The organism is Azospirillum ramasamyi (assembly GCF_003233655.1).
GTDB lineage: Bacteria > Pseudomonadota > Alphaproteobacteria > Azospirillales > Azospirillaceae > Azospirillum > Azospirillum ramasamyi.
The window spans coordinates 111,499-138,472 of the sequence record NZ_CP029833.1 but is presented as its reverse complement, the minus strand read 5'-3'; the positions used below and the strand labels follow the sequence as shown (position 1 = coordinate 138,472).

The 26,974-nt window shown below is 69.2% G+C and carries 30 protein-coding genes; 7 read left to right on the top strand and 23 right to left on the bottom strand.

The window, feature by feature from the left end:
- Positions 1-4 precede the first annotated feature (4 nt).
- The 7 genes from paaN to DM194_RS22860 all read right to left on the bottom strand — a co-directional run bounded on the left by paaN (position 5) and on the right by DM194_RS22860 (position 6,557).
- A complete protein-coding gene (gene paaN / locus DM194_RS22890) occupies positions 5-1,684 on the bottom strand; it encodes a phenylacetic acid degradation protein PaaN (protein ID WP_111069879.1) in 1,680 nt (559 codons plus the stop codon).
- A gap of 42 nt (positions 1,685-1,726) precedes the next feature.
- Positions 1,727-2,806: a 1,2-phenylacetyl-CoA epoxidase subunit PaaE gene (gene paaE / locus DM194_RS22885; RefSeq protein ID WP_111069878.1), complete on the bottom strand. Its 1,080-nt coding sequence runs from the start codon at positions 2,804-2,806 to the stop codon at positions 1,727-1,729.
- Between the two features lie 73 nt (positions 2,807-2,879).
- A complete protein-coding gene (gene paaD / locus DM194_RS22880) occupies positions 2,880-3,401 on the bottom strand; it encodes a 1,2-phenylacetyl-CoA epoxidase subunit PaaD (protein ID WP_111069877.1) in 522 nt (173 codons plus the stop codon).
- 7 nt (positions 3,402-3,408) lie between these two features.
- Complete coding sequence (gene paaC, locus DM194_RS22875) at positions 3,409-4,176, bottom strand: 1,2-phenylacetyl-CoA epoxidase subunit PaaC (RefSeq protein ID WP_111069876.1); 768 nt, start codon at positions 4,174-4,176, stop codon at positions 3,409-3,411.
- A gap of 15 nt (positions 4,177-4,191) precedes the next feature.
- A complete protein-coding gene (gene paaB / locus DM194_RS22870) occupies positions 4,192-4,494 on the bottom strand; it encodes a 1,2-phenylacetyl-CoA epoxidase subunit PaaB (RefSeq protein ID WP_111069875.1) in 303 nt (100 codons plus the stop codon).
- Positions 4,495-4,520: 26 nt separating this feature from the next.
- On the bottom strand, positions 4,521-5,534 hold the full coding sequence (gene paaA, locus DM194_RS22865; protein ID WP_111070277.1) for a 1,2-phenylacetyl-CoA epoxidase subunit PaaA: 1,014 nt from the start codon (positions 5,532-5,534) through the stop codon (positions 4,521-4,523).
- 378 nt (positions 5,535-5,912) lie between these two features.
- Complete coding sequence (locus tag DM194_RS22860; RefSeq protein ID WP_246024604.1) at positions 5,913-6,557, bottom strand: Crp/Fnr family transcriptional regulator; 645 nt, start codon at positions 6,555-6,557, stop codon at positions 5,913-5,915.
- A 440-nt stretch (positions 6,558-6,997) separates the two neighbouring features.
- On the opposite strand from DM194_RS22860, the gene DM194_RS22855 reads away from it, so the two are divergent.
- Positions 6,998-7,240, top strand: a complete 243-nt coding sequence (locus DM194_RS22855; RefSeq protein ID WP_176581490.1) for a hypothetical protein — start codon at positions 6,998-7,000, stop codon at positions 7,238-7,240.
- Positions 7,241-7,275: 35 nt separating this feature from the next.
- On the opposite strand, the gene DM194_RS22850 is transcribed toward DM194_RS22855, so the two are convergent.
- The 7 genes from DM194_RS22850 to rimO form a co-directional block, all read right to left on the bottom strand.
- Positions 7,276-9,669 carry a hybrid sensor histidine kinase/response regulator gene (locus DM194_RS22850; RefSeq protein ID WP_246024603.1) on the bottom strand — a complete coding sequence of 798 codons (2,394 nt, stop codon included), beginning with the start codon at positions 9,667-9,669 and terminating at the stop codon, positions 7,276-7,278.
- Between the two features lie 8 nt (positions 9,670-9,677).
- Positions 9,678-10,889: an ABC transporter substrate-binding protein gene (locus tag DM194_RS22845; protein ID WP_246024602.1), complete on the bottom strand. Its 1,212-nt coding sequence runs from the start codon at positions 10,887-10,889 to the stop codon at positions 9,678-9,680.
- A gap of 238 nt (positions 10,890-11,127) precedes the next feature.
- Positions 11,128-11,553, bottom strand: coding sequence for an OsmC family protein (locus DM194_RS22840; protein WP_111069873.1), 426 nt, complete (start codon positions 11,551-11,553; stop codon positions 11,128-11,130).
- A 136-nt stretch (positions 11,554-11,689) separates the two neighbouring features.
- A complete protein-coding gene (locus DM194_RS22835) occupies positions 11,690-11,941 on the bottom strand; it encodes a hypothetical protein (RefSeq protein WP_111069872.1) in 252 nt (83 codons plus the stop codon).
- A 129-nt stretch (positions 11,942-12,070) separates the two neighbouring features.
- Positions 12,071-12,238 carry a hypothetical protein gene (locus tag DM194_RS28500; RefSeq protein ID WP_176581489.1) on the bottom strand — a complete coding sequence of 56 codons (168 nt, stop codon included), beginning with the start codon at positions 12,236-12,238 and terminating at the stop codon, positions 12,071-12,073.
- 70 nt (positions 12,239-12,308) lie between these two features.
- Complete coding sequence (locus DM194_RS22830; protein WP_111069871.1) at positions 12,309-12,656, bottom strand: HNH endonuclease; 348 nt, start codon at positions 12,654-12,656, stop codon at positions 12,309-12,311.
- Between the two features lie 37 nt (positions 12,657-12,693).
- On the bottom strand, positions 12,694-14,013 hold the full coding sequence (gene rimO, locus DM194_RS22825) for a 30S ribosomal protein S12 methylthiotransferase RimO (RefSeq protein ID WP_111069870.1): 1,320 nt from the start codon (positions 14,011-14,013) through the stop codon (positions 12,694-12,696).
- A gap of 521 nt (positions 14,014-14,534) precedes the next feature.
- On the opposite strand from rimO, the gene DM194_RS22820 reads away from it, so the two are divergent.
- Complete coding sequence (locus DM194_RS22820) at positions 14,535-14,987, top strand: MarR family winged helix-turn-helix transcriptional regulator (protein WP_111069869.1); 453 nt, start codon at positions 14,535-14,537, stop codon at positions 14,985-14,987.
- 32 nt (positions 14,988-15,019) lie between these two features.
- Here DM194_RS22820 and DM194_RS22815 read toward each other — a convergent pair whose 3' ends face one another.
- The 6 genes from DM194_RS22815 to DM194_RS22790 form a co-directional block, all read right to left on the bottom strand.
- The gene (locus DM194_RS22815) at positions 15,020-16,003 is read right to left on the bottom strand and encodes an acetyltransferase domain-containing protein (protein ID WP_246024600.1); all 984 of its coding nucleotides are present in this window, start codon (positions 16,001-16,003) and stop codon (positions 15,020-15,022) included.
- On the bottom strand, positions 16,000-16,896 hold the full coding sequence (locus DM194_RS22810) for a hypothetical protein (RefSeq protein ID WP_246024599.1): 897 nt from the start codon (positions 16,894-16,896) through the stop codon (positions 16,000-16,002). The genes DM194_RS22815 and DM194_RS22810 overlap by 4 nt, the downstream gene beginning before the upstream one ends.
- 21 nt (positions 16,897-16,917) lie before the next feature.
- Entirely contained in the window at positions 16,918-17,157 is a 240-nt protein-coding gene (locus DM194_RS28320; RefSeq protein ID WP_162630174.1) for an alpha/beta fold hydrolase, read from the bottom strand.
- A gap of 80 nt (positions 17,158-17,237) precedes the next feature.
- Positions 17,238-17,858, bottom strand: coding sequence for a hypothetical protein (locus DM194_RS28315; RefSeq protein WP_162630173.1), 621 nt, complete (start codon positions 17,856-17,858; stop codon positions 17,238-17,240).
- Between the two features lie 97 nt (positions 17,859-17,955).
- A complete protein-coding gene (locus DM194_RS22795) occupies positions 17,956-18,183 on the bottom strand; it encodes a hypothetical protein (RefSeq protein ID WP_111069866.1) in 228 nt (75 codons plus the stop codon).
- 211 nt (positions 18,184-18,394) lie between these two features.
- Positions 18,395-19,387, bottom strand: a complete 993-nt coding sequence (locus tag DM194_RS22790; protein WP_111069865.1) for a LysR substrate-binding domain-containing protein — start codon at positions 19,385-19,387, stop codon at positions 18,395-18,397.
- A 153-nt stretch (positions 19,388-19,540) separates the two neighbouring features.
- On the opposite strand from DM194_RS22790, the gene DM194_RS22785 reads away from it, so the two are divergent.
- Together DM194_RS22785 and DM194_RS22775 are read left to right on the top strand one after the other, a co-directional pair.
- Positions 19,541-20,713 (top strand): mandelate racemase/muconate lactonizing enzyme family protein, encoded by a 1,173-nt coding sequence (locus DM194_RS22785; protein WP_111069864.1) that lies wholly within the window; start codon positions 19,541-19,543, stop codon positions 20,711-20,713.
- A 596-nt stretch (positions 20,714-21,309) separates the two neighbouring features.
- The gene (locus DM194_RS22775; protein WP_111069862.1) at positions 21,310-21,864 is read left to right on the top strand and encodes a carbonic anhydrase; all 555 of its coding nucleotides are present in this window, start codon (positions 21,310-21,312) and stop codon (positions 21,862-21,864) included.
- Positions 21,865-21,922: 58 nt separating this feature from the next.
- Here the strand turns inward: DM194_RS22775 and nadC are convergent, their stop codons facing one another.
- The 3 genes from nadC to nadA all read right to left on the bottom strand — a co-directional run bounded on the left by nadC (position 21,923) and on the right by nadA (position 25,664).
- Positions 21,923-22,756, bottom strand: a complete 834-nt coding sequence (gene nadC, locus DM194_RS22770) for a carboxylating nicotinate-nucleotide diphosphorylase (RefSeq protein WP_111069861.1) — start codon at positions 22,754-22,756, stop codon at positions 21,923-21,925.
- The gene (locus tag DM194_RS22765) at positions 22,741-24,402 is read right to left on the bottom strand and encodes an L-aspartate oxidase (protein WP_111069860.1); all 1,662 of its coding nucleotides are present in this window, start codon (positions 24,400-24,402) and stop codon (positions 22,741-22,743) included. Before DM194_RS22765 ends, nadC begins: the two co-directional genes overlap by 16 nt.
- Before the next feature lie 212 nt (positions 24,403-24,614).
- On the bottom strand, positions 24,615-25,664 hold the full coding sequence (nadA, locus tag DM194_RS22760) for a quinolinate synthase NadA (RefSeq protein ID WP_425457325.1): 1,050 nt from the start codon (positions 25,662-25,664) through the stop codon (positions 24,615-24,617).
- 131 nt (positions 25,665-25,795) lie between these two features.
- Here nadA and DM194_RS28495 point away from each other — a divergent pair, with 131 nt between their 5' ends.
- The 3 genes from DM194_RS28495 (at position 25,796) to DM194_RS22750 (ending at position 26,955) form a co-directional block, all read left to right on the top strand.
- Positions 25,796-25,972: a hypothetical protein gene (locus tag DM194_RS28495; protein WP_176581488.1), complete on the top strand. Its 177-nt coding sequence runs from the start codon at positions 25,796-25,798 to the stop codon at positions 25,970-25,972.
- Positions 25,973-26,143: 171 nt separating this feature from the next.
- Positions 26,144-26,752: a TorD/DmsD family molecular chaperone gene (locus DM194_RS22755; RefSeq protein ID WP_111069858.1), complete on the top strand. Its 609-nt coding sequence runs from the start codon at positions 26,144-26,146 to the stop codon at positions 26,750-26,752.
- Positions 26,749-26,955: a twin-arginine translocation signal domain-containing protein gene (locus DM194_RS22750; RefSeq protein WP_111069857.1), complete on the top strand. Its 207-nt coding sequence runs from the start codon at positions 26,749-26,751 to the stop codon at positions 26,953-26,955. The genes DM194_RS22755 and DM194_RS22750 overlap by 4 nt, the downstream gene beginning before the upstream one ends.
- The last annotated feature ends 19 nt before the right edge of the window (positions 26,956-26,974 follow it).

The following is a 26,974-nucleotide window of genomic DNA, read 5'->3' as shown; positions in this document are numbered from 1 at the left end:
TCGCTCACTGCGCGGCCTCCAGAACCGGAACGCGGCTCTGCACCACGCGGAAGCGGTTGGCGACGAAGGCGAGGTCGCACAGCGCGGCGTTGGCCGCCGGGTTGGCGCCGGTGCCGTGGAAATCGCTGAAGGCCGCCGACTGGTTGACGAAGACGCCGCCGGTGAGGTTGACCGACAGGGCGACGCCGGCCTCGACGAACAGGTCGGTCGCCTGCTCGATCAGCTGCGGGTCGGTGCTGTAGAGGCCGGTGGTCAGCGCGCCCTTGCTGCGGGTCAGGCGGGCGGCGCGTTCCAGGCTGTCGGCGGTGCTGTCGGTCTTCACGATGATGGAGATCGGGCCGAACAGCTCATGGCCGTACTTGTCCTCGTCGGCCGCATCCATGGTCAGGATCAGCGGGGTGCGGATGCGGGCGTCGGGGAATTTCGGATGGGTGATGGCGCGCGACGGCAGCACGACGGTGCCGAGCTTCGCCGCCTCGTCGATGCGGGCCAGCGTGGCGTCGGACTGGATGGCGCCCAGCACCTCCACCGCGCGTTCCGGGTCGGACAGGAACTTGTCGACGCCGGCGGCCAGCGCCGAGACGACCTGATCGAAGCTCATCCGCTCCGGCCCGGCCTGGATGCCGTCCTTGGGCACGAAGATGACCTGGGTCGTCGTGCACATCTGCCCGGAATAGAGGCTGAGCGTGAAGGCGAGGTTGCGCACCATGCCCTTGGGGTCGTCGGTGCCGTCGATCACCACCGTGTTGACGCCGGCCTTCTCGGTGTAGACCTGGGCCTGGCGGGCGTTCTGCTCCAGCCAGTCGCCGAAGCCGGTCGAGCCGGTGTAGTCGATCACCGCCACTTCCGGCCGCAGGGCCAGATCCTTGGCGATCGAGTCGCCGATCGCCAGCGTGACGAGGTTGGGGTCGAGCCCGCAGTCCGCCAGCACCTCGCGCGCGACCTTCACGGTGATGGCCAGCGGCAGGATGGCGGTCGGGCCGGGCTTCACGATCACCGCGTTGCCGGTGACGAGGCTGGCGAACAGGCCGGGATAGCCGTTCCAGGTCGGGAAGGTGGCGCAGCCGATGACCAGCCCGACGCCGCGGCCGACCACCTCGAAACGCTTGTCCATCACCAGCGGCGGGTTCTTGCCCTGCGGCTTCTCCCAGCGGGCGGCCGGGGTCTGGTCGGTCATCGCCTTCCAGCCATAGGCGACGGCTTCCAGCCCGCGGTCCTGGGCGTGCGGGGCGCCGGCCTGGAAGGCCATCATGAAGGCCTGCCCGGTGGTGTGCATCACCGCGTTGGCGATCTCGAAGCTGCGGGCGTTCAGCCGCTTCAGAATTTCCAGGCAGACGCCGGCCCGGCCGTTCGGACCCGCCTTGCGCCAGCCCGGCATCGCCGCCTTGGCCGCCTTCACCAGCGCATCGACGTCCGACACCGGATAGGTGATGCCGAGGTCGAAGCCGAAGGGCGAGCGCTCACCCCCCGCCGTTCCGGTGACGCCCGGCTGGTCCAGCTCGAAGGGCTTGTCGCGGCAGGCGGCGAAGGCCGCCTCGCCATCGGCCGCCGCCGTCTCGCCATAGGCGCGCGGGCTCGGCATTTCGGGGAAGGCCGACCAGTAGGCGCGGCTGCGGCAGGCCTCGACGGCCTTCTGCAGCGTCGCCTCGTGCGTCTCGAACAGCGCTTGCGGGGTGGTGGTCATGGCGGGGCGTTTCCTTTTTCTCGTTGGCTGGGCGGCGTCGGATCAGGCGGCGTCGAAGTCGATGACGACCCGCTCGGTCAGCGGGCGCGACTGGCAGGTCAGGACATAGCCGGCCTCGACCTCCCACGGTTCGAGCGAGTAGTTCTCGGCCATCTCCACCTTGCCTTCGCGGATCTTGGCGCGGCAGGTGCAGCAGACGCCGGACTTGCAGGAATAGGGCAGGTCGGCGCCGTGCCGGTGGGCGGCGTCGAGGATGCTCTCGCCGTCGTAGGCCAGCGTGAATTCCTTGCGCTTGCCGTCCTGGAGGATGGCGATGCTCACGGCGTCGGTGGGGGTGTCGGCAGCCGCCTTCTTCACGGCCGGGCGCGCGGAGGTCGGGGTGCCGAACAGCTCGACATGGATGTTGGCGGGCGGCGTGCCGCAGGCGGCCAGGGCGTCGCGCACCTCCTCCACCATCGGCTGGGGGCCGCAGAGGAAGGCGGCGTCGATGTCCTCCGCCTTCAACGGGCCGGCGCACAGCTCGCGCACCAGACCGGCGCCGATGCGCCCGCCCAGCAGCCCGGCCTCTTCCGGCTCGCGGCTCAGCACATGGTGGATGACCAGCCGGCCCATGTAGCGGTTCTTCAAATCCTCCAGTTCTTCCCGGAAGATGATGGAGGAGACGGTGCGGTTGCCGTAGACCAGCAGGAAGCGGCTCTTCGGCTCCTGCGCCAGCACGGTCTTCAGGATCGACATCACCGGGGTGATGCCGCTGCCGGCGGCGAAGGCGACATAGGTGCGGGCGGCGTTCGGGTCGATGGGCGTATGGAAGCGCCCCATCGGCGTCATCACCTCCAGCACGGCGCCCGGCGCCAGCGACTGGTTGGCGTGGGTGGAGAACAGGCCGCCATCGACCCGCTTCACCGCCACGCGCAGCTCGCCGTCGCCCACGCCGGAGCAGATGGAGTAGGAGCGCCGCACCTCCTGGTCGCCGATATGGGTCTTGAGGGTGAGGTACTGGCCCTGGACGAAGCGGAAGCGGTCGGCGAGATCGGCCGGCACGTCGAAGGCGATCGACACGGTGTCCGCGGTTTCCCGCCGGCACTCGCGGATGGTCAGCGGGTGGAAGCTGGGGGTGGTCATGGGGTGGTCCTCGGTCGGGCCGGTTGGGGGCGGGCCGGTGGAGTGGTGGGGGCAACGCGGCCGGCGCTTCCACTCAATGGCATTTGAACACGTCGAACGGTTCGAGGCAGACGTTGCAGGCGTGCAGAGCCTTGCAGGCGGTGGAACCGAAGCGGCTGATCTGGCGGGTATCCTCCGATCCGCAGCGCGGGCAGGCGATCGTTTCCTCCGGTGCGGTCAGGGCGCGCTTGCCCGATGCCGGCGGCGGAACGATGCCGACCTCGGCCAGCTTCTCGCGGCCGGTGTCGCTGATCCAGTCGGTCGTCCAGGGCGGGGCGATCACCACCGAGACGCGGGCGTTGAGCCCGGCACGGGCGAGCGCGGTTTCCGCCTCCAGCACGATGACATTCGTCGCCGGGCAGCCGGAATAGGTCGGCGTCAGGGCCACCGACAGCTGCCCCTCCGCGTCCGCCGACACCGCGCGGACGATGCCGAGATCGACGATGCTCAGCACCGGGATCTCCGGATCCATCACCCCGGCCAGCGCGTCCCAGGCGGCCTTCACCACCGCATCGGCGCCCGGTTCCGGTCCCCAGCAGCCTGCTGCATCCGGCATCTCGCCCTCACCACGTCGCGTCGGGATAGGCGCGCGGCAGGAACTGCATCTCGGCCAGAAGATAGCCCAGATGCTCGCTGTGCTCGCCGCGGCGGCCGCCCTTCTGCATCCAGCCGTCGGCCGGGCGGTCGAGCGTCGCCTCCTCCAGCACCGCGTCGACGCGGGCGGTCCAGGCGGCCTTCAGCTCGGCCGGGTCGGGGAGGATGCCGGCGGCGACCAGCGCCTGTTCGGCCTCGTCCCGCTCGAACATCTCGCCGGTGTAGGGCCAGAGGCGGCCGAGGGCGTCGGCGACCTTGGCATGGCTGACGTCGGTGCCGTCGCCCAGCCGCACCACCCAGTCGCCGCTGTGGCGGACATGATAGCGCACCTCCTTCACCGCCTTGGCGGCGATGCCGGCCAGCGTCGCGTCCGTCGAGGCGCAGAGCCGCTCGTACAGCTCCACCGCCCAGGAATCGTGCAGGAACTGGCGGACGATGGTGTGGCCGAAGTCGCGGTTGGGCTGCTCGGCCAGCAGGTGGTTGCGGTAGTCGAAGACGTCGCGCCGGTAGGCGAGGCGGTCCTCGTCGCGGCCCTTGCCCTCCAGTTCGCCGGCATAGGTCAGCAGCATCCGGGCGTGGCCGACGAGGTCGAGCGCGACGTTGGTCAGCGCGATGTCCTCTTCCAGCTCCGGCGCATGGCCGCACCATTCCGACAGCCGGTGCCCCAGCACCAGCGACGTGTCGCCCAGCCGCAGCGCGGTGGCGAACAGCGATTCCCTGAGAAGATCCGTGCTCATCAGATGTGCGTCCCGCTAGATGTTTTTGACGTCGGCGGGGATGTCGTAGAAGGTCGGATGGCGGTAGACCTTGTCGTCGGCCGGATCGAACAGGCTGGCCTTCTCCGACGGGTCGGAGGCGGCGATGCTGGCGGCGGGAACCGCCCAGATGCTGACGCCCTCGCCCCGGCGGGTGTAGACGTCGCGGGCGTTGTCCAGCGCCATGCGGGCGTCGGCGGCGTGCAGGCTGCCGACATGCTTGTGCGACAACCCGTTCTTCGGCCGGATGAAGATCTCGAACAGCGGCCAGTCCTTACGATCGGTGTTTGGGCGATCCATCGTCTCTTCCCCTCGGAATTCCTTGGTCAGCCGGCCTTCTTCAGGGCGCGCTGCTTGCGTTTGGCGGCATGGGCGACGGCGGCCTCGCGCACCCAGGCGCCGTCGTCCCACGCCTTGCGGCGGGCCTCGATGCGCTCGCGGTTGCAGGGGCCGTTGCCCTTCAGGATCTCGTTGAACTCGGTCCAGTCGATGGCGCCGAATTCGTAATGGCCGGTCTCGGCGTTGAAGCGCAGCTCCGGGTCCGGGATGGTCAGCCCGAGGAACTCCGCCTGCGGCACCGTGGCGTCGACGAAGCGCTGGCGCAGCTCGTCGTTGGAGAAGCGCTTGATCTTCCAGGCCATGTTCTGGGCGGAGTGGGCGGACTGGTCGTCCGACGGGCCGAACATCATCAGCGACGGCCACCACCAGCGGTTCAGCGCGTCCTGCGCCATCCGCTTCTGCTCCGGCGTGCCCTGGGCCAGCGCCAGCATCAGCTCGTAGCCTTGGCGCTGGTGGAAGCTCTCCTCGCGGCAGATGCGGACCATGGCGCGGGCGTAGGGTCCGTAGGAGCAGCGGCAGAGCGGCACCTGGTTCATGATCGCCGCGCCGTCCACCAGCCAGCCGATGGCGCCGATGTCGGCCCAGGTCGGGGTCGGGTAGTTGAAGATGCTGGAATACTTGGCCTTGCCCGACAGCAGCTGGCCGACCAGCTCGTCGCGCGAAACGCCCAGCGTCTCCGCCGCGCTGTAGAGGTAGAGACCGTGTCCGCCCTCGTCCTGCACCTTGGCCAGCAGGGCGACCTTGCGGCGCAGCGTCGGCGCGCGGGTGATCCAGTTCCCTTCCGGCAGCATGCCGACGATTTCCGAATGGGCGTGCTGCGAGATCTGGCGGACCAGCGTGCGGCGGTAGCCCTCCGGCATCCAGTCGCGCGGCTCGATCTTCTCTTCGGCGTCGACGCGCTCCTGGAAGCGGCCCTGGAGAGCGGCTTCCTGTTCCGTCACCAGCCGGGGAGACGGTTGAGCGCACTGCTCGGTCTTGGCATCCAAACCCTGCGTGTACATCGGCATCCCCGAGATGGATTGCGCGTCCAGCGAACAATTTCTCAAGGAAAAATATGATACAGATCAAGGCCTGTAAAGCGGAATTGTGTGTCGCTTTAGGGGTGGGGCGGAGGGAATGGTAAAGATATAATGTTATCAAATAATTAGGGTAATGACCGAAGGATCGGCTTGGGTGGCGTGCTGCTGGAAAATGGCGCATGGAGGCGCCCGCCGATACAGAGGCGGTGCATATTCCCGGAATTTGTGCGATGCGGAAGAGGCGGGCTGAAGGGGGAGGGGCGCCGCCTCGGGCGTAACCGACCATGCCGGTGGGACTATCCCCTCTCCCACCGGGTGAGGGGGGATCTGCCGCCGGGCCGTCGCCAACCCGGAGTGAGCTTACGCCTTCGGGCGGCCTTCGTCGTCCGGGCGGGCGCCGTTGTCGTGATGTTGGACGCCGGAGAAGGTGCGCTCCAGGCGGCGGGGAGCGCGGATCAGGTGGAGATACAGCTCGTCGAACTGGCCGACGGAGGCGAGCTGGCGCACATCGTTGACGGTGATGCGCTGGCCGTTCAACTCGATCAGGCCGCTGTCGCGCAGGCGGCGGAGGGTGCGGTTGATGTGGACGATGCTCAGCCCCAGCGCATCGGCCAGAATTTCCTGCGTCACCGGCAGCACGAAATGACCGTCGGTCGCCATGTTGACGATGCTGAGCCGGCGCAGAAGCTCCACGATCAAGTGGGCGGTGCGCTCCAGCGCGGTGCGCCGGCCCAGGCTGAGCAGGCGTTCGGCGACGATGGCCTCCTCCCGCGCGCCGGACCAGGCGAGGGCGGCGGCAAGCCGCGGGAAGGAGCGGAAAAGCTCGCCGATCCGTTCCGGCGGAAAGCTCGCCACCTCCACCGCGGTCAGGGTGGTGACGCTGTGGTCGGCGGCTTCGAACAACGTGCAATACATGCCGATGATATCGCCGGGGAGGACGAAGTTCACCACCTGCCGCCGCCCGTCCGGCAAGGCTTTGTGACGGATCGCCCAGCCGTCGCGCATGATGCGGACATCCCGGAAAATCTCGCCCTGTTGGAGAAGATCGGTCCGGGGTGGCTCTCGCACGACCGTCCTTTCCAGATCGGAAAGGTGTAATTTCTCCTCATCCGACAGAACGAGGTAGCTGCTCAATTTGAGCCACAATGGAGTGGGGTCGAGGGTGCGGCTCGCCTGGGCGCGAGGCATGGTCGTCTCTTTGCCTTCTTTGTCCTATTATTGGCACCTTAATAAACGGAAGCGCAGATCAACATGTTCCCCATTGTGTCGAAGGTTTAAGGCTTTCGGTAAATGGGGATACAGCATAGGTTAATTGGCCGGATATTTTTCTCGAATGTGTTGTGACGCACTCCTGACCCTGCTGTTGTTCCTATGCCTTTTGCGATGTCGGACAGGCAGCACCGGCACCGGAGGGCGGTGCAGGGAACAACCGGACGGGGGGCGTGATGACGGCGGAGGAAGAGGCGGCGGGCATGGCCGCTCTCTCGATTTGTGAATCGCTGGTGATTGCAATGGTTGAAAAGGGCCTCCTCACGCCCGACGAGGCGCGGGGCGCACTGGAAGACGCCGCGGCGGCCCATCTGCGGCAGGAGACACGAGACCCGGCAGGCCGCCAGGAGATGGCGGTGCGCGCCATAGAGCGGCTCGCTCTCCAGGTCTATGCCGCCGGGCAGTTCCAGAGCGGGTAGCGTGCCGACGGCAGGAAGCGGCCGGCTGCCGCGACTCAGCCTTCCATGAAGGCCGAATCGCTGCGGCCGGCGCTCCCGGTTGCGGGGTCCGCGGAGGGGCCATGGGAGGAGCCGGGGTTGCGGTCCGGTCCGCCCAGCAGCGCGTCGCTCAGCAACCGCGCCACCTCCTTGGCGGCGATGGGCTTGTGCAGGATGCGGTAGCCGCTGGCCTCGGCATCGACGATGCGTTCGGGCGCGGTGTCGCCGGTCAGCACGACGCTGAGAGGCGCCGCGTGCCCCTGTTCCGTCAGCGCGGCCTCCACCGCATGGATCGCCTGCAGCCCGGTGGCTCCCGCCTCCAGCCGGAAATCGGCGATCACCAGATCGGGCGGGCGCGGCTGCATCCGCAGCAGGTGGAGCGCATGGCCGGCGCTGTCCGCCGCGATGGCCCGCCAGCCGAGATCCTCGATCAGCAGGGTCAATCCCTCGCGCACCAGCGGGTCGTCGTCGATCACCAGCGCGATGCCGCGCCCCGGTTGCGGGGCCTGCTCCGCCGCCGCCGCCGCAGGGGCGATGGCCGGCGCGGCCAGGGCCGGCATCGGGATCTCCAACGTGAAGCAGGAGCCGCGGTTGGGCCGGGACGCGACATGCACCCGGTACCCCAGCAGCCGCGCCAGCCGCTCGACGATGGCGAGTCCCAGTCCCAGCCCCTTGCCGCGGTCGCGGGCGGGGTTGGAGACCTGGTAGAACTCGTGGAAGATGCGTTCCAGATGCTCCGGCTGGATGCCGATGCCGGTGTCGAAGATCTGGATCCGCAAAACCCCGGAGCCGCGGCGGCAACCCAGCAGGATGCGGCCACGGTCGGTGTAGCGCAGCGCGTTCTCCACCAGATTGCGGATGATCCGCTCCAGCAGGGCAGGGTCGGCGTTCAGCGTCACGTCGGTGGGGACGCTGCGGAAGGCGACGCCCTTCTCCGCGGCGCGGAGCCGGTATTCCTCCTCCAGCCGCGCGAAGATGGCGCCGAGCGACACCGCCTGCACGCTGGGGGAGACGGTGCCGGCATCCAGCTTTGAGATGTCCAGGATGGCGTCGAGCAGCCGGCACAGCGCATCCATCGACGCCTCCAGGCTGCCGACCAGCGTCGAGGCGGGATGGTCGCCCAGCCGCATCGCCAGCGCCGAGGTCAGCAGGACCAGCGACTGCACCGGCTGGCGCAGGTCGTGGCTGGCGGCGGCCAGGAAATGGGTCTTGGCGGCGTTGGCGCGCTCCGCCGCCATCAGCGCCATCACCGCCTCCTGGCGTGAGCGTTCCGCCTCGTTGCGGGCGCTTTCCGCCTCGGCGCGCGCCTGTTCGGCCCGTTTGGCCAGCGTGCGCTGGATGGTGATCTCCTCCGCCGCGCGCATCTCGCGCTCGCGCTGGATCGCCGCGATATGGTCCAGCATGGCATTGAAGCCGCGGGCCAGCGCAGACACCTCGTCGTTGCCGCGCACCCTGGCGCGCTGGCCGGTGAAGCCGTCGGTGGCGATCGAGCCGGCCAGCCGTTCCAGTTCGCGCAGGGACCGGGTCATGTGGCTGCCGACGGCGCGGCTGCCGATGTAGATCGCCAGCAGGGCGGCGAGGGCGACCATCCCGTAGGTGGGCAGCATCCAGGACAGCAGGGCGGTGGTCGGCGTGGCCGGCGCCTCCAGCCGGAGATAAATGCCGAGGGCCGACAGCCGATCCGACACGGTGAGCGGGACCGTCACTGCAATCCTGTCAGGGGCCAGCGGCTGCGGTTCGTCCCCCGTGTGCCGCAGTTCCGCTTTCGGATGCAGCACCAGGGAGTCGAGCAGAACCTTGTAGAGCAGCGCCCCTTCCGGCGAGCTGGTGCGGGAATAGATCAGCATCTCCGCCGCCAGCAGGTAATGGGTGCCGTTCTGATGGACCACGGTGGCGGCCGGCTTTCCGGCGGCGATGGCCGCGCGCAGCCAGGCCATGTCGGCGGGCTCGATGGACAGCGTGGCGGACTGGAGCCCGTTGTCGGCGATCGGATCCCCTTCGAAATCGGTGAAGACGATCGCCACCGGCACGCTGGCGATGTGATTGAAGCTGCCCAGGAAGGGGACCAGATAGGTTTCCTTGCCCGCGGAATCGACCAGCGCGGTGGCAAGCACGCTGTTGTCGGCCAGATCGCGCACGGTGGTGGCCAGCGTGTTGAGCAGCCCTTCCGTCTGGCGGGCGGCGAGGTTGGCGTTCGCTTCCACATTGGCGAGATGCTGGCCCGCCAGATGGCGGCTCGACACGACATAGAGGCTGGCGCCGATCAGGATGGCGATCAGCACGCCAAGCATCAGCGACACCAGCGCGAAGCGGCGGGCCAGCCGGCCGGAGGTCAGCATCCGCTGCGTCACGCTGGGGGCCGCGCTTGGCGGGATGGCGTTGGGGGGGCGGAAGGGATCGGGTCCGCTCATCGGCGCGCTCATTCCACCGGAACCAGCACGCCGTCGGCGCGGAAACGCGCCATCAGCAGGTCTTGCGGTCCCAGCGCCTCGTGCCGGCCGGGAGCGAAGGGGCGCTCGAAATCGCGGATCACCCCGCGGTAGGGACCGACCTGCTCCAGCGCGTCGCGCACGGCGGCCCGGTCGGTGGTGCCGGCGCGGTCGATCGCCAGCGCCAGGATGCGGGTCAGGTCGTAGGCGTGCAGGAAGCCGACCGGCGACACGATGTCTTCCGGCCGGTGGATGCCGAACAGGCGTCCGGCGGTCTCCAGGACCGGAGCCAGGCGTTCGGGCGGGATGAGGAAGGGGCTGACCGTCTGGATCACGGTGAAGTCGACGTTCTGCAGCGCCGGACCGGCCTGTCCCACGAAATCGCCGCCGGTGACGCCCCAATGGCTGAGGATCGGCAGCCGCCGGCCGGTCGGCAGGGCCGCCACCTCGCGCACCAGAACGGCGGCCTCGTCGTCGTTGGCGACCAGCAGGATGGCCTGGGCGCCGGCGGCCTCCAGCTCCTCGTATTTTTCGATCAGCGAGCGGTCGCGCCAGTTGTACCAGGCCGTGGCGACGATGCGGGGGCTGTCGCGCCCGGCGAGATGCCGGTTCGCCGCCTCCAGGTTGGAGCGTCCCCAGGCGGTATTGGTCAGCAGCAGGCCGATGCGGGTCAGCCCGCGGTCGGCGGCGCGCGTCAGCAGGAAGGGCATGGCCAGCCCGTCGCGCAAGGACAGGCGGAAGATGTAGTTGGGCTTCATCCCGTTGTCGATGATGCCGTCCGCCGACGACCAGGGCGCCAGGAACAGGGTGCGGGTCTGCTGCAGGATCGGCAGTTCCTCGATCACCACCGGGCTGTACCGGCCGCCGAACACCGCGACCAGCTCGGGGATGGTGGCGAGTTCCCGGATGTTCTTGATGCCGCGGGCGGAGATCGACCGGTGTTCGCGCGTGATCAGCGTCAGCGGCCGCCCGCCCAGCACGCCGCCCTGGCGGTTGATGTCGTCGATGGCGGTCAGGATGCCGCGCTCAATGGCTTCGGCCGAGGTGCTGTTGGTAAGCCCGAATTCGCCGTCCAGCGCCAGGATCACGGGTTCGGGCTTGGTCGCCGGCCTGTCGGCATCGGCCGCAAGCGCCGGCGCAGCCCAGGCGAGCGCAAGCAGAAGAAGTGCTGGCTTGAGAAGGCGGGTGGCTGCGGCAAACATTGTCCGTCGTTCGTTTGATACGGCGGACGGAAGGCGGGAGCTTCCGCGCGCGGAACGCGGCACTATGGGTGGGTGGAAGCCGTCGGGTCAATCTGCCCTTCGGCCGATCGGCGGCGCGGCCGATCCCTTGCCGTTCCGGCGGGTTCATCCCGGCCAGGACGGTTCATCATCGCGGACGGCACGCCAAGGGGCGGATGCGCCGCCCGAAAATTGGGCGGCGCAGGGTCGAAAGGCGGCGTCAGACCAGCTTGGCGGTCAGGCTGATCTGGGTGCCGGCGAGCGCCTTCGATACCGGGCAGTTAGCCTTGGCGCCGGCCGCCTGTTCCTGGAAGGCGGCGTCGTCGATGCCGGGGATCTCCGCCTCGCACTCCAGCTCGATCCGGCTGATGGCGAAGCCGGCGCCGGCCTTTTCCAGATGGACCTTGGCGGTGGTGTGGACGCGGGTGGGGGTGTGGCCGGCCTGGGCGAGTCCGGCGGACAGCGCCATGGAGAAGCAGCCGGCATGTGCCGCCGCGATCAGCTCCTCCGGATTGGTGCCCTGTCCGTTCTCGAAGCGCGACGGGAAGGAATAGTTGCCTTCAAAGGCGCCGCTGCCCAGCCGCATCGTGCCGCTGCCCGATTTCAGGTCGCCGCGCCATTCGGCGTCCGATTGCCGCATCGCCATGTCGGTTTCTCCCCTCTCAGGTCATGGTGGTTCCGGCCCGCGCATCGGGACCGGTCGGGCCTGACCTAGGGCGGCGGGGCGTCGCGGCCAGCCGCATAACACCTTCGCGTTGAACCGGCGCTCAGTGAACCGGCGCTCAGGCTTCCTGGACGGTTTCGATTTCCGACAGGTCGGACAGGCGGCGGGCCAGCCGTTCGGTGCAGCGGACCTCCAGGATGCCGAAGCCGGCATTGGGGGCGATGGCGTGCAGGTCGCCGGCCATGCCGTTCTCGCTGGCCAGCCGCCGCACGCGCTCCACCATGGCGTCCCGTTCCGGCCGGCCGGGGCGCAGTCCGGGCAGCGGCCGGGTGAAGTGGATCTTGTAGCGTTTGAAGATCGAAGGGGCCATCGGGTCACGGGTGCGAGGTGGGGGAGGCCGCCCGGGCAGAAGCCCGTGGGCGCCGTCCCCCGGAACTTGCACAGGTCTCGCACAGGCCGGGCATGGGATGCCAGCCCGAAAAGGCCCTATTTCCGCCGGCTACTTCCCGGGCTCGACATTCTCCGCGCCGGCGCGGGTGCCGCCGAAGCGGTCGGCGCCCTTGGCGTCGGGAGCATCCGGCTTCTTGTGGTTGCCGGTGTTCTGCTCGCCCTCGGTGTGGCGGATGGTCTCTTCGGTGTGGGGCTGCTTGTTCTGCGAACCGGTCATCGGAAGAAGTCTCCCATTATATAAGGTGTCCTCCCATCAACCGGATCGGGCGCCGATGGTTTCGGGCGCCCTACCGTTCCCGCGCGACCGCCTGCGCCACCGTCATCCACCGCTCCTCCTCGCCGGCCCCTTCATCCCCGCCGCGCAATGCACGCAAGGGGGGCCAGACGCCGAGCCGGCTGGAGCGCCGCAACGCGAAGAAGCGGTCGAGTTCCTCGTCGGTCGGCAGGCGGTCGCCCTTGCGCTGGTTGCAGCGGCGGTGCGCCAGCACGACATTGGCCGGATCGTCGATCCCGCCATAGGCCTGGGGGATGAGATGGTCGAAGGTCGCCTTCGCCCCCACCGGCCCGTCGCAGAAGAAGCAGCGCCCGCCCTGCTGGACGTCCATCAGTTCGGCATCGTCCGGGGTGACGGGCATGGCGCTCGCTCTTTCAAAGCGTTGCTGCTTCGAGGCGTTACAGGTCGCGCTCGACGCTGCCCCACAGGTCGTACTCGTCGGCATGCTCGATGGTGACGTCGACCATGTCGCCGGGCTTCAGGCCGGTCTCGCCGTTCAGGAAGACGTTGCCGTCGATCTCCGGCGCGTCGGCATAGGAGCGGCCGATGGCCCCATCCTCGTCGACCTCGTCGATCAGCACGCCCAGCGTCCAGCCCACCTTCTGCTGGAGCCGTTCGGCGCTGATCGCCTTCTGCGTCTCCATGAAGCGCTCCCAACGCTCCTGCTTGACCTCTTCCGGGACGGCGCCGGGCAGGTCGTTGGCGGTGGCGCCCTCCACCGGCTCGTACTTGAAGCAGCCGACGCGGTCGAGCTGGGCCTCCTTCAGCCAGTCCAGCATGAACTGGAAGTCCTCCTCCGTCTCGCCGGGGAAGCCGGTGATGAAGGTGGAGCGCAGGACCAGATGCGGGCACTCGTCGCGCCACTTGCGGATGCGGTCCAGCTGCTTTTCCTGGGCGGCCGGACGGCGCATCGCCTTCAGCACGGCGGGCGAGGCGTGCTGGAACGGGATGTCGAGATAGGGAAGGATCTTGCCCTCTGCCATCAGCGGGATGACCTCGTCCACATGCGGGTAGGGGTAGACGTAGTGCAGGCGGACCCACAGGTCGAAATTCGCCAGCTCGTTGCACAGGTCGAAGAAGCGGGTGCGGACCTCGCGGTCGTACCATTTCTCCGCCTTGTACTTCACATCGACGCCGTAGGCGCTGGTGTCCTGGGAGATGACCAGCAGTTCCTTGACGCCGGCGACCGCCAGCTTTTCCGCCTCGCGCAGGACCGAATGGATCGGCCGGCTGACCAGATCGCCGCGCAGGCTGGGGATGATGCAGAAGCTGCAGCGGTTGTTGCAGCCTTCGGAAATCTTCAGGTAGGCATAGTGGCGCGGGGTCAGCCGCAGCCCTTCCGGCGGCACCAGATCGGTGAAGGGGTTGTGCGTCGGCGGCACCGCCTCGTGCACCGCGGTGACCACCTGTTCATACTGGTGGGGACCGGTGACGGCCAGCACGTCGGGGTGGATCTGCCGGATCAGGTCCGATTCCACGCCCATGCAGCCGGTGACGATGACCCGCCCGTTTTCCTTGATCGCCTCGCCGATGGCGTCCAGCGACTCCTTCTTGGCGCTGTCGAGGAAGCCGCAGGTGTTGACCAGCACGACGTCCGCGCCGTCGTAGCTGGGGGAGATCTCGTACCCCTCCGCGCGCAGGCGCGTCAGGATGCGCTCTGAATCGACGAGCGCCTTCGGGCAGCCGAGACTGACGATGCCGACCTTCGGGGCGCCCATGGTCTGGGCGGCGGCCGGCGATGCGGACTTCGGAACGGGAGATGTGGTCATCGCGCGCGTATACCGCCAAATCGAAGATTACACCAGTGAAACATGGCGACGAAGCGAGTCAGCATGGCCGATATGTCGATTTTGCCTGTGTTTAACAAGGGCTTCCGGCAGCCGGGCCTTGGCCGGGACATCTTCATCGTTGCGACAATTCGAAACAAGTGAGTGAAGTGATCACAGTTCCGTTTTCACATCATTCACGCTATAGTATCTGTCGATCAAATGATCGACGTGGCTGCCGCCTATCAGCGAAGCCGTCAGACTCTTTGTATGGCCATCGTATAGCCACTAAACTTTATAGAGTGGAAAAAATGGACTTCGCAAAAGTACGCGGTGGTGCCGCGGGACGGTTGTCGATGCGGAAGAGCGGTGCGCTGGATCGCCCTCAGGTCGGTTCTTCCGTCGGAGCGGGTTTGATCGGAACCGGATCTGTGGGAGCCGTGCCTATTGGAGCCGCGGCAATTGGAGCCGGAATGGACATCCCCCACTCGGATCATACCGGCGGCGCGTCGCCGCAGGCCATTGCCGACGTGATGCTGCAGATTGCCCACATTGCGGATAGCCTGGGTTACACTCACGGGCTGAAGCCGTCGCAGTGGACCGCGTTGCGCTATTTCGCCGGCGCCAACAACAGCCAGCGCACCGTGTCGGCCTTCGCCGACTTCCACGCCACCACGCGCGGCGCGGCCTCGCAGATGGTGGAAGTGCTGGTGGGAAAGGATCTGCTGGTCCGCGTTCCGGTTCCGGAGGATCGCCGCGTCACCCAGCTGCATCCGACGCCGAAGGCGCTGGAACTGCTGCGCCACGATCCGCTCAACGACTTCGCGGGCGTCATCAACGCCTTGCCGGCCGACGACCAGTACCGCTTGGCCGAGACGCTGACCAGCCTGCTGCGGGGCCTGCTGGAAAAGCGCCAATCGGTTTGATGCCACCGGGGCGGCCTTTCCGGCCGCGCCCCTCAGGGCTTGCGGCAGACGGCGACCGCGTCTTCGAGTCCGCGCCGTTCCCGTTCGCTCAGGCGATTGGCGGCGAAGCCTTCCCACAGCCCCTTCCGCGCCAATTCCGACTGCACGCACCCGCAGTTGGCGGCGCAGGCCGCCGACGCGATGCCGGCGCGCTCGCAGTTCGCGACGCAGGCGGCCTGGAAATCGCGCACCGCCGGCGCCTCCACCGGCAGGAGCAGTGCCGCGGCCCAGGCGATGCCGAACAGAAGCGGCTGGTGCAGCAGATAGACCGCAAGGCTGTGCCGTCCGGCCAGCGCCAGCGTCCGCCCGGCAGCGCCGTTCACCGCCACGCCCTCGCCCATATCCGGCCATAGCCGCGCCAGCCCGATTCCCGCCAGAACGGCGCCGATCCAGGGCAGGACCGGCACGAAGTCGTTGGAATCCGGCACCACGCTGGTCAGCCCGATCCAGCGCAGCCATGGGCTGTCGAAGATGGGGAAGGACAGCGAGGTGCCGGCCAGCACCGCCGCCGCCGCCGCCATCAGGGTCAGCGCCGCCGGCAGGCGGACGAAGGCGAGGCCGACGATGCTCGCCAGCGCGATGTGGTGCAGCACGCCGAAGAAGATCGGGCTGTCGGGAAACAGGGCATAGGACGCCGCCGAAACCGCCGCCGCCCCGGCCGCCACCCGCCCCAGCCGGCGCAGGAAGCGCCCGGCGTCGAGGCCGTCGCGGGTCGCCAGCACCAGCCCGACGCCGGCCAGCAGCAGGAAACTCGACAGGATCATGGTGCGGGCGGCGAGCCAGAGCGGATCGCCCAGCAGGTCGAATCGGGCGAGTCCGAAGAAGGTGGCGTCCCAACTGGCGTGATAGAGGGCCATGGCGACCAGCGCCAGGCCGCGCGCGACGTCGATCGCCGGGCGGCGCGATCCGCCCGTTTTGGAACCGCCTGCCGCGCCCGAAGTCGAGCCTTCCGCCGGCACACCGTCGACCGCACTCATGATCCCGTCATCCCCACGCCGAAAATCCATCCTTCCTGCCGCCGTGCCGTCCCGTCCAGCCCCGGCGGCGCCCAGGCCAGCGGGATGGCGGCGAGCCGGCGCAGGCCGGCGGCCGAGACCAGCGCGTCGCTGTCATGATCGCTGATGGCGCCGGTCCGTTCCAGCGGACGCGAGCCCAGCCGGTGCAACGCCTCGTCCAACTCGGCGGCGTCGCGGATCTTGCGCTGGCCGAAGCCGGTGTGCTTCAGGAACAGGCGCGGGTAGATCTCCACCATCGCGCTGCCGCCCGGCACCGGATTCTCGAAGGGCCAGACCGCCAGCCGTCCGGGCAGCGCCGCGCGGAGCGCGCGCAGCACACGCATTCCGGCCAAGGCGCCCTTGCCGACCTGACGCGAGCCGATCAGCTTGTACGGACTCTGCGGATGGCCGAGCCCGTCGGCGCGGCAGGCCCATTCGGTCGCCCGGTGCGGATCCTCGTACCAGTCCGGCTGCGGCCCGCGGTGCCAGAAGCCGGCGCCATGCAGCGGATGGACGGCGAAAGGGCCGCCGCCGAAATCGGGCTCACCGGCACAGGCCTGCTCCACCGCGTCCCACAGCTCGAAGACGGTGGCCGCCTCCCCGGCGGGAAAGCCGCGCGCCGCGACCGCGAAGGGCAGGGAGAAGGCGCAGTCGATGCCGACCAGCGCCGGTTCGCGCGCCAGTTCCGCCTTGAGCCAGTCGAACAGCGCCGTCCGCGACCACCAGCCGCCGGGGCCGTCCACCAGAACCGGGGGCGCATCGCCGTCCAGGCACTCCGCCACCGCGATGCCGGCATAGCGCTTGCCGCGGGCGCCGGACCAGTCGATGGCGATGAAGCGGGGGAAGACCGGTGCCGCCGAAGCCCCGGCCATCATGCCGGACACCGGCCGTGGCGGTCAGGGAGCGGGGGCGCGTTCCATCGCTGCCGCTTCCCGGCCGTGGCCCTCCGCCGCGAGGCCGGAATGGAGAAAGTCGGCCAACAGCCGGTTGACCGCTTCGGGTTCCTCATGCTGCACCCAGTGGGAAGCCTGCGTCAGGTGACTGACCTGCACTGTATCGCACGGAGCCGCCGCGTCTTCCGCCAAACTTCGATCCAGGAACGCGTCGCGGTCGCCCCAGACGATCAGCGTCGGCACCCGGACGCGCCGACGCCAGGGGCAGGGCAATCCATCGCGACCATAACGCCATGGCCATGATCAACGAAGGGTGGAAGCGCTCAGACGATAACGGAGACGAGGCCGCCCGGCGACCCGCCATAGCCGCCGGCCGCCGCGACGGGCGTGACGCCGCCGCTGGCGGGTGCCGTGCCGGTGGAAGCGCCGGATGAGACGCTGGGGGATGCAGCCGGTCCGCCGCTGCCGGGGGCGCTGGCGAAGGACACGCCCGGCGGCGTGCCGCCCGATCCGGCTCCGGCAGCGCTTCGGGCGGTTGACGGGCCTGTTCCCGATGCCGTCCCGGCCGTTCCATCGGTGGAAGCGGCTGACGGATCGGCCGCGCCGCTGGCCGTCCGCGCCCCGGCGGCGGATTTCCTCTGGCCGTCCTGGGCGAGACGGTCGGCGGCGCGGCGATATTCCTCGACGACGCGCCGGGACGGGATCTGGTCCTGGGTTTCGCCGGTATCGAAGTCGCGGAAATGGAGCACTGCGACCCGCGCGCCCTGGTCGTAGCGCAGATAGGGGCTGATATAGCCGGGGCCGGAGGGCTTCCCCGCTTCCGTCCCGGCGGCGCCGGTTTGGGCGGGGCGCGTGGAGTCGGCCGAGGAGGCGCCGCCGGCCTCGGTCGGCTGGAAGGCCGTCGGGCGGACTGCCGTCGTGCTGGAAACGCCACGGATCTCCATCGGTGCCTCCCGCGTCTGTTGTCCGCCGACTGGAGCGGGCCGCTGCCGGGCGCTCCGTTTCGCTCTCCTGCCGTTCAGGCCGTGCGACCGGCGCCGATCAGACCGTGATGTTCAGGTTCTGGCCGCGTGTCGGGGTGGTGTTGCCGCCGGAACCGGCCTGGACGTTCTGCGCCTCCTGCTGGCGGCGGGTGCGTTCGTCCTGGTCTTCCTGTGCGGATTCGACCTGCGAGGTGGACCGCTGCGCCGCGGCCGGGCCGCTGCTGAGCGGGGTGACGTAGGGCTGCTGCTGATAGCCGCCGATACCGCCGATGCTGCTCACGCCCATGATGGTTCCTCCGGTCGCCGGGGCGACGCTTCTTGGACCAGCCGGCGGACAGGTCTCGGCTCCGGCCTTCCGACCGGGGGCGTCGGGGTCCCGGCTGCACCCCAAACTAGGCAAATTTTGCCCGATCGAAAGGGTTGGCGCCAGCGAAATCGACTCGTTGAACAATCATTAACGGGAATGTCAACGGACAAAGCGCCTTAAGTGGCGAACGTCACAACTCTTTTTCCATGCGATGTTCCGGCTCGGCAACCGCGGCGCCGGACTCCGGCGGCGACTCGGCATTGCGCCACAGCGCCGCTTCCACCGCCAGCGTCCAGAAGCTTTCCGCCGCCTTGCTCTGGCGGGCGCGGGGACGGACCAGCCGGATCTGCACCGGCACGGTCCAGCGCGTGTCGGCGGCGGGAACGCCTGCCCGAACCAGGGTTCCGCGGGCCAGATCCTCGGCGATCAGGCTTTCCGGCAGCCACGCCACCCCGCGCCCGTCGCGCGCCAGCGTGCGCAGAACCGCCGCGAGGTGGGAGGTGAAGACGGTGTCCAGCGAGCCCGGCAACGGCTGCGCCGCCCGCACCGCCTCCAGGATGCGGCCCATGCCGGACTCGCGGCTGTAGGACAGATGCGGCAGCGCCGCGGTCTCGCCGTCGGCCAGCAGATGGCGGGGCCGGCCCTCGGCATCCGGGGCGGTGACCGCCAGCAGCCGGTCGCTGCCGACGACGATGGAGCGGAAGGATTCCGCGTCCAGCCGTCCCGCCGCCGCCGGATGGGCGTGGCACAGCAGGAATTGCGCCTGTCCGGCCAGCATCAGCCGCTCGCAGGACTCCATGCTGTCCGACGACAGGGTGATGGCGCCCAGCCGCGCCCGCGCCTCCAGCGTCCGCAGCCAGGAGGGGAAGAAGGTCAGCGACAGCGCGTGCGTCGCGGCGAAGCGCAGGGTCGCCGCCTCCGACTGGGCGGCGAGCCGCGCCTCCTCGCGCCCCTGCAGCAGGCGGCGCACCGTCTCGTCGGCGAAGGGGCGGAAGCGGCGCCCGGCCTCGGTCAGGGTCACCGGCTGGCCGCTGCGGTCGAACAGCGGGGTGCCGGCCCAATCCTCCAGCGCGCGGATGCGGCGGCTGAAGGCCGGCTGGGTCAGGTGGCGCGCGTCGGCGGCGCGGGAGAAGTTGCCGCAATCCACCAGCGCCAGGAAATCGTCGAGCCAGGAGAGTTCCATCGCCCAATCTTCGTCACGTCGGCCGCGCCGGGATCCATGCGAGGCCATGCCGAACCTGCATGATGCGTTCCGGCCTTGGCATTGGCCCGGCGCCTCGCACCATCCCTACAGTGCCGGCACGAAACGCGCCACCACGCTGCAAGGGGAACCGCCATGCGCATCGTCGAAATCCGCGAGCAGACCGCCGGCATCAAGTCCGACATCGCCAACGCCTTCATCGATTTCAGCCAGATGACCTGCAGCGTGGTGGCGGTCGTCACCGACGTGCTGCGCGACGGCAAGCCGGTGATCGGCTACGGCTTCAACTCCAACGGCCGCTACGCCGCGGGCGGGCTGCTGCGCGAGCGCTTCATTCCCCGGCTGATGTCCGCCGCTCCCGACAGCCTGCTGGACGACAGCGGCGAAAACCTGGACCCGTTCCGCATCTGGGCGCGGCTGATGACCAACGAGAAGCCGGGCGGCCATGGCGAGCGCTCCGTCGCCGTCGGCACCATCGACATGGCGGTGTGGGACGCCGTGGCGAAGATCGCCGGCGTGCCGCTCTACCGCCTGCTGGCCGACCGCTTCCGCGGCGGGGTGGCCGACGACAGCGTGTGGGTCTATGCGGCCGGCGGCTATTACTATCCCGGCAAGGATGTGAGGGCGCTGCAGGACGAGATGCGCAGCTACCGCGACCGCGGCTACAAGGTCGTTAAGATGAAGATCGGCGGCGCTCCGCTGGAAGAGGATCTGCGCCGGATCGACGCGGTTCTGGAGGTGGTCGGCTCGGGCGGGAACCTGTGCGTCGACGCCAACGGCCGCTTCGACCTCGACACCGCCATCGCCTATGCGGAGGCGCTGAAGCCCTACGGCCTGTTCTGGTACGAGGAGGCCGGCGATCCGCTGGACTATGCGCTGCAGGCCGAACTCGCCAACCATTACGACCGCCCGATGGCGACCGGCGAGAACCTGTTCTCCCACCAGGACGCCCGCAACCTGATCCGCCACGGCGGCATGCGTCCCGACCGCGACTGGCTGCAGTTCGACTGCGCGCTGAGCTATGGGCTGGTGGAATACATGCGCACGCTGGACATGCTGAAGGAGAACGGCTGGTCGAGCCGCCGGGTGGTGCCGCATGGCGGGCACCAGATGTCGCTGAACATCGCCGCCGGCCTGCATCTGGGCGGCAATGAATCCTATCCCGACGTCTTCAAGCCCTTCTGCGGCTTCGCCGACGGCATCGCGGTGGAGGATGGCCGGGTGCGGCTGCCGGATCTGCCCGGCATCGGGTTCGAGGCCAAGTCGGAGCTGTTCGCGACCATGAGCGGCCTGCTGGAGACTAGGTAAAATTTGTCAGATATGGACTCCAAACCTGTTCGTATGGGAGACGGTTCGCCATGCGTCGATTCGACCATTGACCGAGCGTGTCACTGTGTCAATCTGTTGGTGGTCGCAACGTTTCAGAAAGGAGGTGATCCAATGTCTTATGGAGCAAGTCCGGTTGTCGCCGCATTGTTCGGTCTCGCCGTACTCCTGACGGCGGGGATCGCCAACGCGGAGTGTTCGTCCAGCCATAGCGCGAGCGCATCGCCGCCGCCGGCCTCCAGCACCGTCGGATCGGTCGGAACCCCGGCGCCGAGCAGCACGCGCGGCGGGTGATCGCCGCACGCTGACGACCAGGAACATCCATGCTTTGGAACGGGCCGCCCCTCATCGGGCGGCCCGTTTCTTTTGTGCCGTACGGGTCGCGGCTTCCGCCAGCCTCCGATATCCGCCGGGCTACGATTTCAAGTTGTCGGCGGGCATGCCGAAAAATGTCACAATGCCGAATGGATCTTGCTTTTTCGCTTGGTGGAAGCCCCTATATTGAAATTTTCGCCCTTTTTCCGCTACCGTCGCGCGTGAAACCCCGGCACTGGGTTCGGGGCGCGTTGGAGGGCATAATGAATCAAGCGACCGATCATCACCATGGCTGCTGCCAGGGCGAACACAGCTCGCGGCGCGGGTTCCTGAAGCTGGCGACGCTGGGTGCCGGCGTGACGCTGATGGCGCCCATGATGATGAGCCGTCCGGCGCGTGCCGGCAGCGTCGATACGCTTCTGCTGTCCTGCATGGACTATCGCCTGATGGGGCATGTCGCCGATTACATGAACGCCCGCAACATGCAGGCGAAATACGACCACGTCATCCTGGCCGGCGCCAGCCTGGGTGCGCTGACCGACAAGAAGCCGGCCTGGGGCGAGGCATTCTGGGACCATGTCGCGGTCGCCAAGGAACTGCACCACATCAAGCGCCTGATCGTCATGGATCACCGCGACTGCGGCGCCTACAGGGTCTTCCTCGGCGTGGACGTGGCGTCCGACCCCGCCAAGGAGGCGGAGGTCCACGGCCAATACCTGGTCAAGCTGAAGGACATGGTCAAGGAACGCCACCCCGACCTCGAGGTCGAACTGCTCCTGATGGGCCTGGACGGCAAGGTCGAGACGCTGGGGGCGTAAGGGACGGCACCCTCTCCCGCCCCGAGAGAGGAGACGGGAGAGGGCCTGCGCTTCCCTCTCACATATCCAGCCCCAGGTCCAGGTTCGGGGCGCTGTGGGTCAGCCAGCCGCAGCTGATCATGTCGACGCCGGTTTCCGCGATGGCGCGGACGGTGGCGAGCGTGACGTTGCCCGATGCCTCGGTCAGCAGCCGGCCGTCCACCATCCGCACCGCGCGGCGCAGCCTGTCCGGGTCCATGTTGTCGAGCAGGACGACATCGACCGGCAGGCCCAGCAATTCGTCCAGCTGGTCGAGCGTGTCGACTTCCACCTCCACCTTCACCATGTGGCCGATGGCGGCGCGGACGCGCTCCACCGCCGGACGCACGCCGCCGGCGACCGCGATGTGGTTGTCCTTGATCAGCACGGCGTCATCCAGCCCGAAACGGTGGTTGAAGCCGCCGCCCAGCTTCACCGCATGCTTCTCCAGCACGCGCAGGCCGGGGGTGGTCTTGCGGGTGCAGACGATGCGGGCCCTGGTGCCTTCCACCTCGCGCACCAGCGCGCGGGTGGCGGTGGCGATGCCGGACAGCCGGCCCATCAGGTTCAGCGCCGTGCGCTCCGCCGTCAGCAGGGCGCGCGCCTTGCCGGTCAGGGTGGCGATGGTGCCGCCGGGGGGCACGTCGTCGCCGTCGGCACGCTCCACCGTCACCGAGACGGCGGGGTCGAGCAGGCGGAAGGCGGTCAGCGCCGCTTCCAGCCCGGCGACACGGCCGTCCTGGCGGGCGGCGATGCGGGCGGTCGCCACCGCGTCGGCCGGGATGATGCTGTCGGTGGTGATGTCGCCGGCCCGTCCCAGATCCTCGGCCAGGGCGGCACGGACGATGGGCTCGACGGTCAGAGGATGCAGCATGCGGCGTCTCCGGGCAGGGGGCCGGCGGCGCCGGCCAGATCGCTGAGGGTCAGGGTGCGGCGGCCAGCGCCAATGTCGTGACCGATGTCATGGTCGGGATTCGCCAGGGGATGGTCGCTGCGGCAATGGGCGCCGCGGCTCTCCTTCCGCGCCAGCGCGGCATGGACGACCAGCCGGCCGACCAGCAGCCGGTTGCGCGCCTCGCCCCACTGGCGGACGATGGCGGGAGAGGCATGGGCGTCGCCGTCCTCGCAGCGCAGCGTGTCCAGCGCCGCCGCCAGCCGGTCGAGCTTGCGCCGGGCGGCAAGCAGCCCCAGGCCGTCGCGGACCAGCCCGGCCCCTTCATAGAGCGCCGTCCGCGCCTCTCCCCCGATGGCGTCGAGCAGGGCAGGGCCGACGTCGGCGGCGACCGCCGGCGGGCGGGGCAGGGCGAAGGGCGGCAGCGGAGCCAGGGGGCGTTCGGCCACGTCGCGGGCGACGCGGGCGCCGAAGACCAGCGCCTCCAGCAGCGAATTGCTGGCCAGCCGGTTGGCGCCGTGGACGCCGGTGCAGGCGACTTCGCCGCAGGCCCACAGCCCCTCCAGGCTGGTCCGCCCGTCGGCGTCGGTGACCACTCCGCCCATATGGTAATGGGCGGCGGGCGCCACCGGCATCGGCCCGGCGAACGGATCCAGCCCATGGTCGGCGCAGAGCGCCAGCACGGTGGGGAAGCCGTCCGGCTTGGCGGCCAGCGCCGGGCGCAGGTCGAGGAACACCGGCTCCCCCGCCGCGACGCGCCGGCCGATGGCGCGGGCGACCACGTCGCGCGGCGCCAGTTCCGCCAGCGGATGCTCGTCGGGCATGAAGCGGCGGCCATCCCGGTCGAGCAGGAGGGCGCCCGCGCCGCGCAGCGCCTCGGTCAGCAGCGGCACCGGGTCGGCATCGACGGCGAGCGCGGTGGGGTGGAACTGCACGAACTCCAGATCGGCCAGCCGGGCGCCGGCCCGTGCGGCGATGGCCAGCCCGTCGCCGGTGGCCTCCGCCGGGTTGGTGGTGCGGGCGAAGGCGCCGCCGATGCCGCCGGTCGCCAGGATCACGCGGGGGGCGCGGTGCAGCACCCAGCCTTGCCCGTGGCAGGCCAGCAGGCCGCAGACCCGGCCGTTGCGGATGGCGAGATCGACGGCGAAGGCATCCGTCTCCACCCGAACGGACGGCGTGGCGCGCAGGCGCTCGGCCATGGCCGTGACCAGCGTGCGGCCGGTGGCGTCGCCCCCGGCATGGACGATGCGCGCCGCGCCATGGGCGGCCTCGCGGCCCAGCAGCGGCGAGCCGTCGGGCGCGCGGTCGAAGGGCAGGCCGTCCTCCAGCAGGCGGCGGACCAGGGCGGCGCCGTCGCGGGTCAGCAGGGCCGCCATCGCCGCATCGACCAGCCCGGCCCCGGCGGCGACGGTGTCGGCGGCATGATCCTCCGGCCGGTCGCCGGGGCCGACCGCGGCGGCGATGCCGCCCTGGGCATAGAGGCTGGAGCCGCCGGGCAGGCCGGCGGTCTTGGTGATGAGCGTGACGGCGCGGGGCGCCAGCTGCAGCGCCGCGGTCATCCCGGCAAGACCGGAGCCGACGACGATCACCTCGGCGTCACGGACATCGTAAGGCGTGCTGAAGGTCATGGGGGACTCCTCGACGCAACGCGAACAGCTTCCGTCTCCCCCCAGATCACGCACGAACATTGGCTGCGTTGACGCGACGGGCGGAGCTTGGCCCGCCGGAAGCGGGGGGGGGAAGGTTAGGATGACGGGGGCTGGCGTAGCCGAAGACGTTCGGCGAATGCGTCCCCCTCACCCCGTCCCTCTCCCCGGGGGGGAGGAGGATTTAAGGGCGCCTACTTCGGCTTCACCGCCAGCATGCGCTCCACCGAGCGGCGGGCGCGGGCGGCGAGGGCTTCGGGGATTTCCACCCTCGGTTCCAGGGTCCGCAGCGACTCCAGGATGCCCGACAGCGTCACCGTCTTCATGTGCGGGCAGAGGTTGCAGGGCCGCACGAACTCCGTCTCCGGCGAGGCGGCGGCGACGTTGTCGCTCATCGAGCATTCGGTGACCATCAGCACCCGCGGCGGCTTCTCCGAGCCGACGAAGTCGATCATGCGGGCGGTGGAGCCGACGAAATCGGCGGCCTGCAGCACGTCGGGCGGGCATTCGGGGTGGGCGATCACGGTCAGCCGGTCGAACCGCCGGCGGAACTCGTCGATCTCCGCCCCGGTGAAGCGCCCATGCACTTCGCAATGGCCCTTCCAGGCGATGATCTCGACCTTGGTCTGGGTCGCGACGTATTTCGCCAGATACTCGTCGGGCAGGAAGATCACCCGGTCGACGCCCAGCGATTCCACCACCTCCACCGCGTTGCCCGAGGTGCAGCAGATGTCGACCTCCGCCTTCACCTCGGCCGAGGTGTTGACGTAGGCGACCACCGGCACGCCGGGATGCGCCTCGCGCAGGAGGCGGACGTCGGCGGCGGTGATGCTGTCGGCCAGCGAGCAGCCGGCGTTGCGGCTGGGGATCAGCACCGTCTTGGCCGGGTTCAGCAGCTTCGCCGTCTCCGCCATGAAATGCACGCCGGCCAGCACGATCACGTCGGCATCGGTCTGGGTCGCCTTGGCGGCCAGCGCCAGGCTGTCGCCGACGATGTCGGCCACGCCGTGGAAGATCTCCGGCGTCTGGTAGTTGTGCGCCAGGATGACAGCGTTGCGTTCCCGCTTCAGCTCGTTGATGGCGTGGACCAGCGGCGCGTGGAAGGGCCATTCGATGGCCGGCACCACCCGCTTCATGCGGTCGTAGATCGGCGCGGTCGCCGCGGCGACGGCGGGGGTGTAGGCGAGTTCGGCGGCCTCGGGCATCTGGCTGCTCCGCTGTATGCTCGTTATGAGCAAAACCATATTTGCTCTTTCAGAGCATATCAAGCGGAAAAGAGGATCGGGCAACATTCCGTCTTCGCCGGTGTTATCGCCGCCGTGGGTCGGACCTGTATCGGGTCTGGCAAGTTCGCGTGCTGTCCGGAGATTCGCCGATGAAAGCCTTCCTCGCCGCGCTCTGCGCCATCGTGGTCCTGGCCACCGGGGCATGGGCGCTCCTGCCGACCATGTTCGCCCGATACGCCGACGAGACCTTCGCCGCCGCCAGCGTGCGGGTGGGAGAAGAGGCATCCATCGGGCAGCGCAACTTCTCCGGCCTTCCGCAGAAGTGATGCCGGCGGTCATCGATGATGACCGCGGGTACCCGGGCCGACAGGGGAAAGGATTATTCCGGCCGGGTTGCCTCGACCGGATGGAGGCAACCTTTGTCCCTGTCGGCGGTTATCCCAGATGAGACCAAACATGGCCTTTGGGTTTTGTCGGGAACGGCTTGCGGGAGTGTGATGACGGTTCATGATCCGGAAAGCGGCGCGGACGGCCTGCGCGCCGACGTCTACCGTCTGCTGGCGCTGACGCTGGCGGCGCCGCCGTCCGCCGATCTTCTGGGACTGCTCGGCGGCCTCACGGGCGATGGCACGGCGATGGGCCGCGCCTTCGACGACCTCGCATCGCGCGCCCGCGCCGCCAGTCCGCGGGAGGCGGAGCGCGAGTTCAACACGCTGTTCATCGGCGTCGTCCAGGGCGAACTGGTGCCCTACGCCTCCTACTACCGCACCGGCTTCCTGACAGACCGGCCGCTGTCCGCCCTGCGCGCCGACCTGCAGGCGTTGGGGCTGGAGCGCGCGCCCGACGTGTCGGAGCCGGAGGACCACATCGCCGCGCTCTGCGACGTGATGGCGGTGCTGATCCGCGAAGGAGCCGATCCGGCGGTGCAGCGGCACATGCTGGACAGCCACCTGACGCCCTGGGCCGGGCGCTTCTTCCGGGATCTGGAGGGGGCGGAGGCCGCCGCCCTCTATCGCCCGGTCGGCACCATCGGCCGCCTGTTCCTGGAGATCGAGGGCGAAGCGCTTACCGGACAAATCGACCAGCTGGAGGGAGCCGACGCATGAAGACGCCAGAACCCCCGCGCAATCCCCTGCAGCGCCGCGATATCCTGAAAACGCTGGGATTGGGCGCGGCCGGCGCCGCCGCGGCCACCGTGCTGCCCGGCGGCGAGGCGGCGCAGGCCATGGAATCGCCGCAGGAGCAGGTGAAGGCCCGCTACCGCGAAACCGAACACGTCAAGCGCTTCTACGCGCTGAACCGCCTCTAGAGCGGTCCGGAGGGTGTCC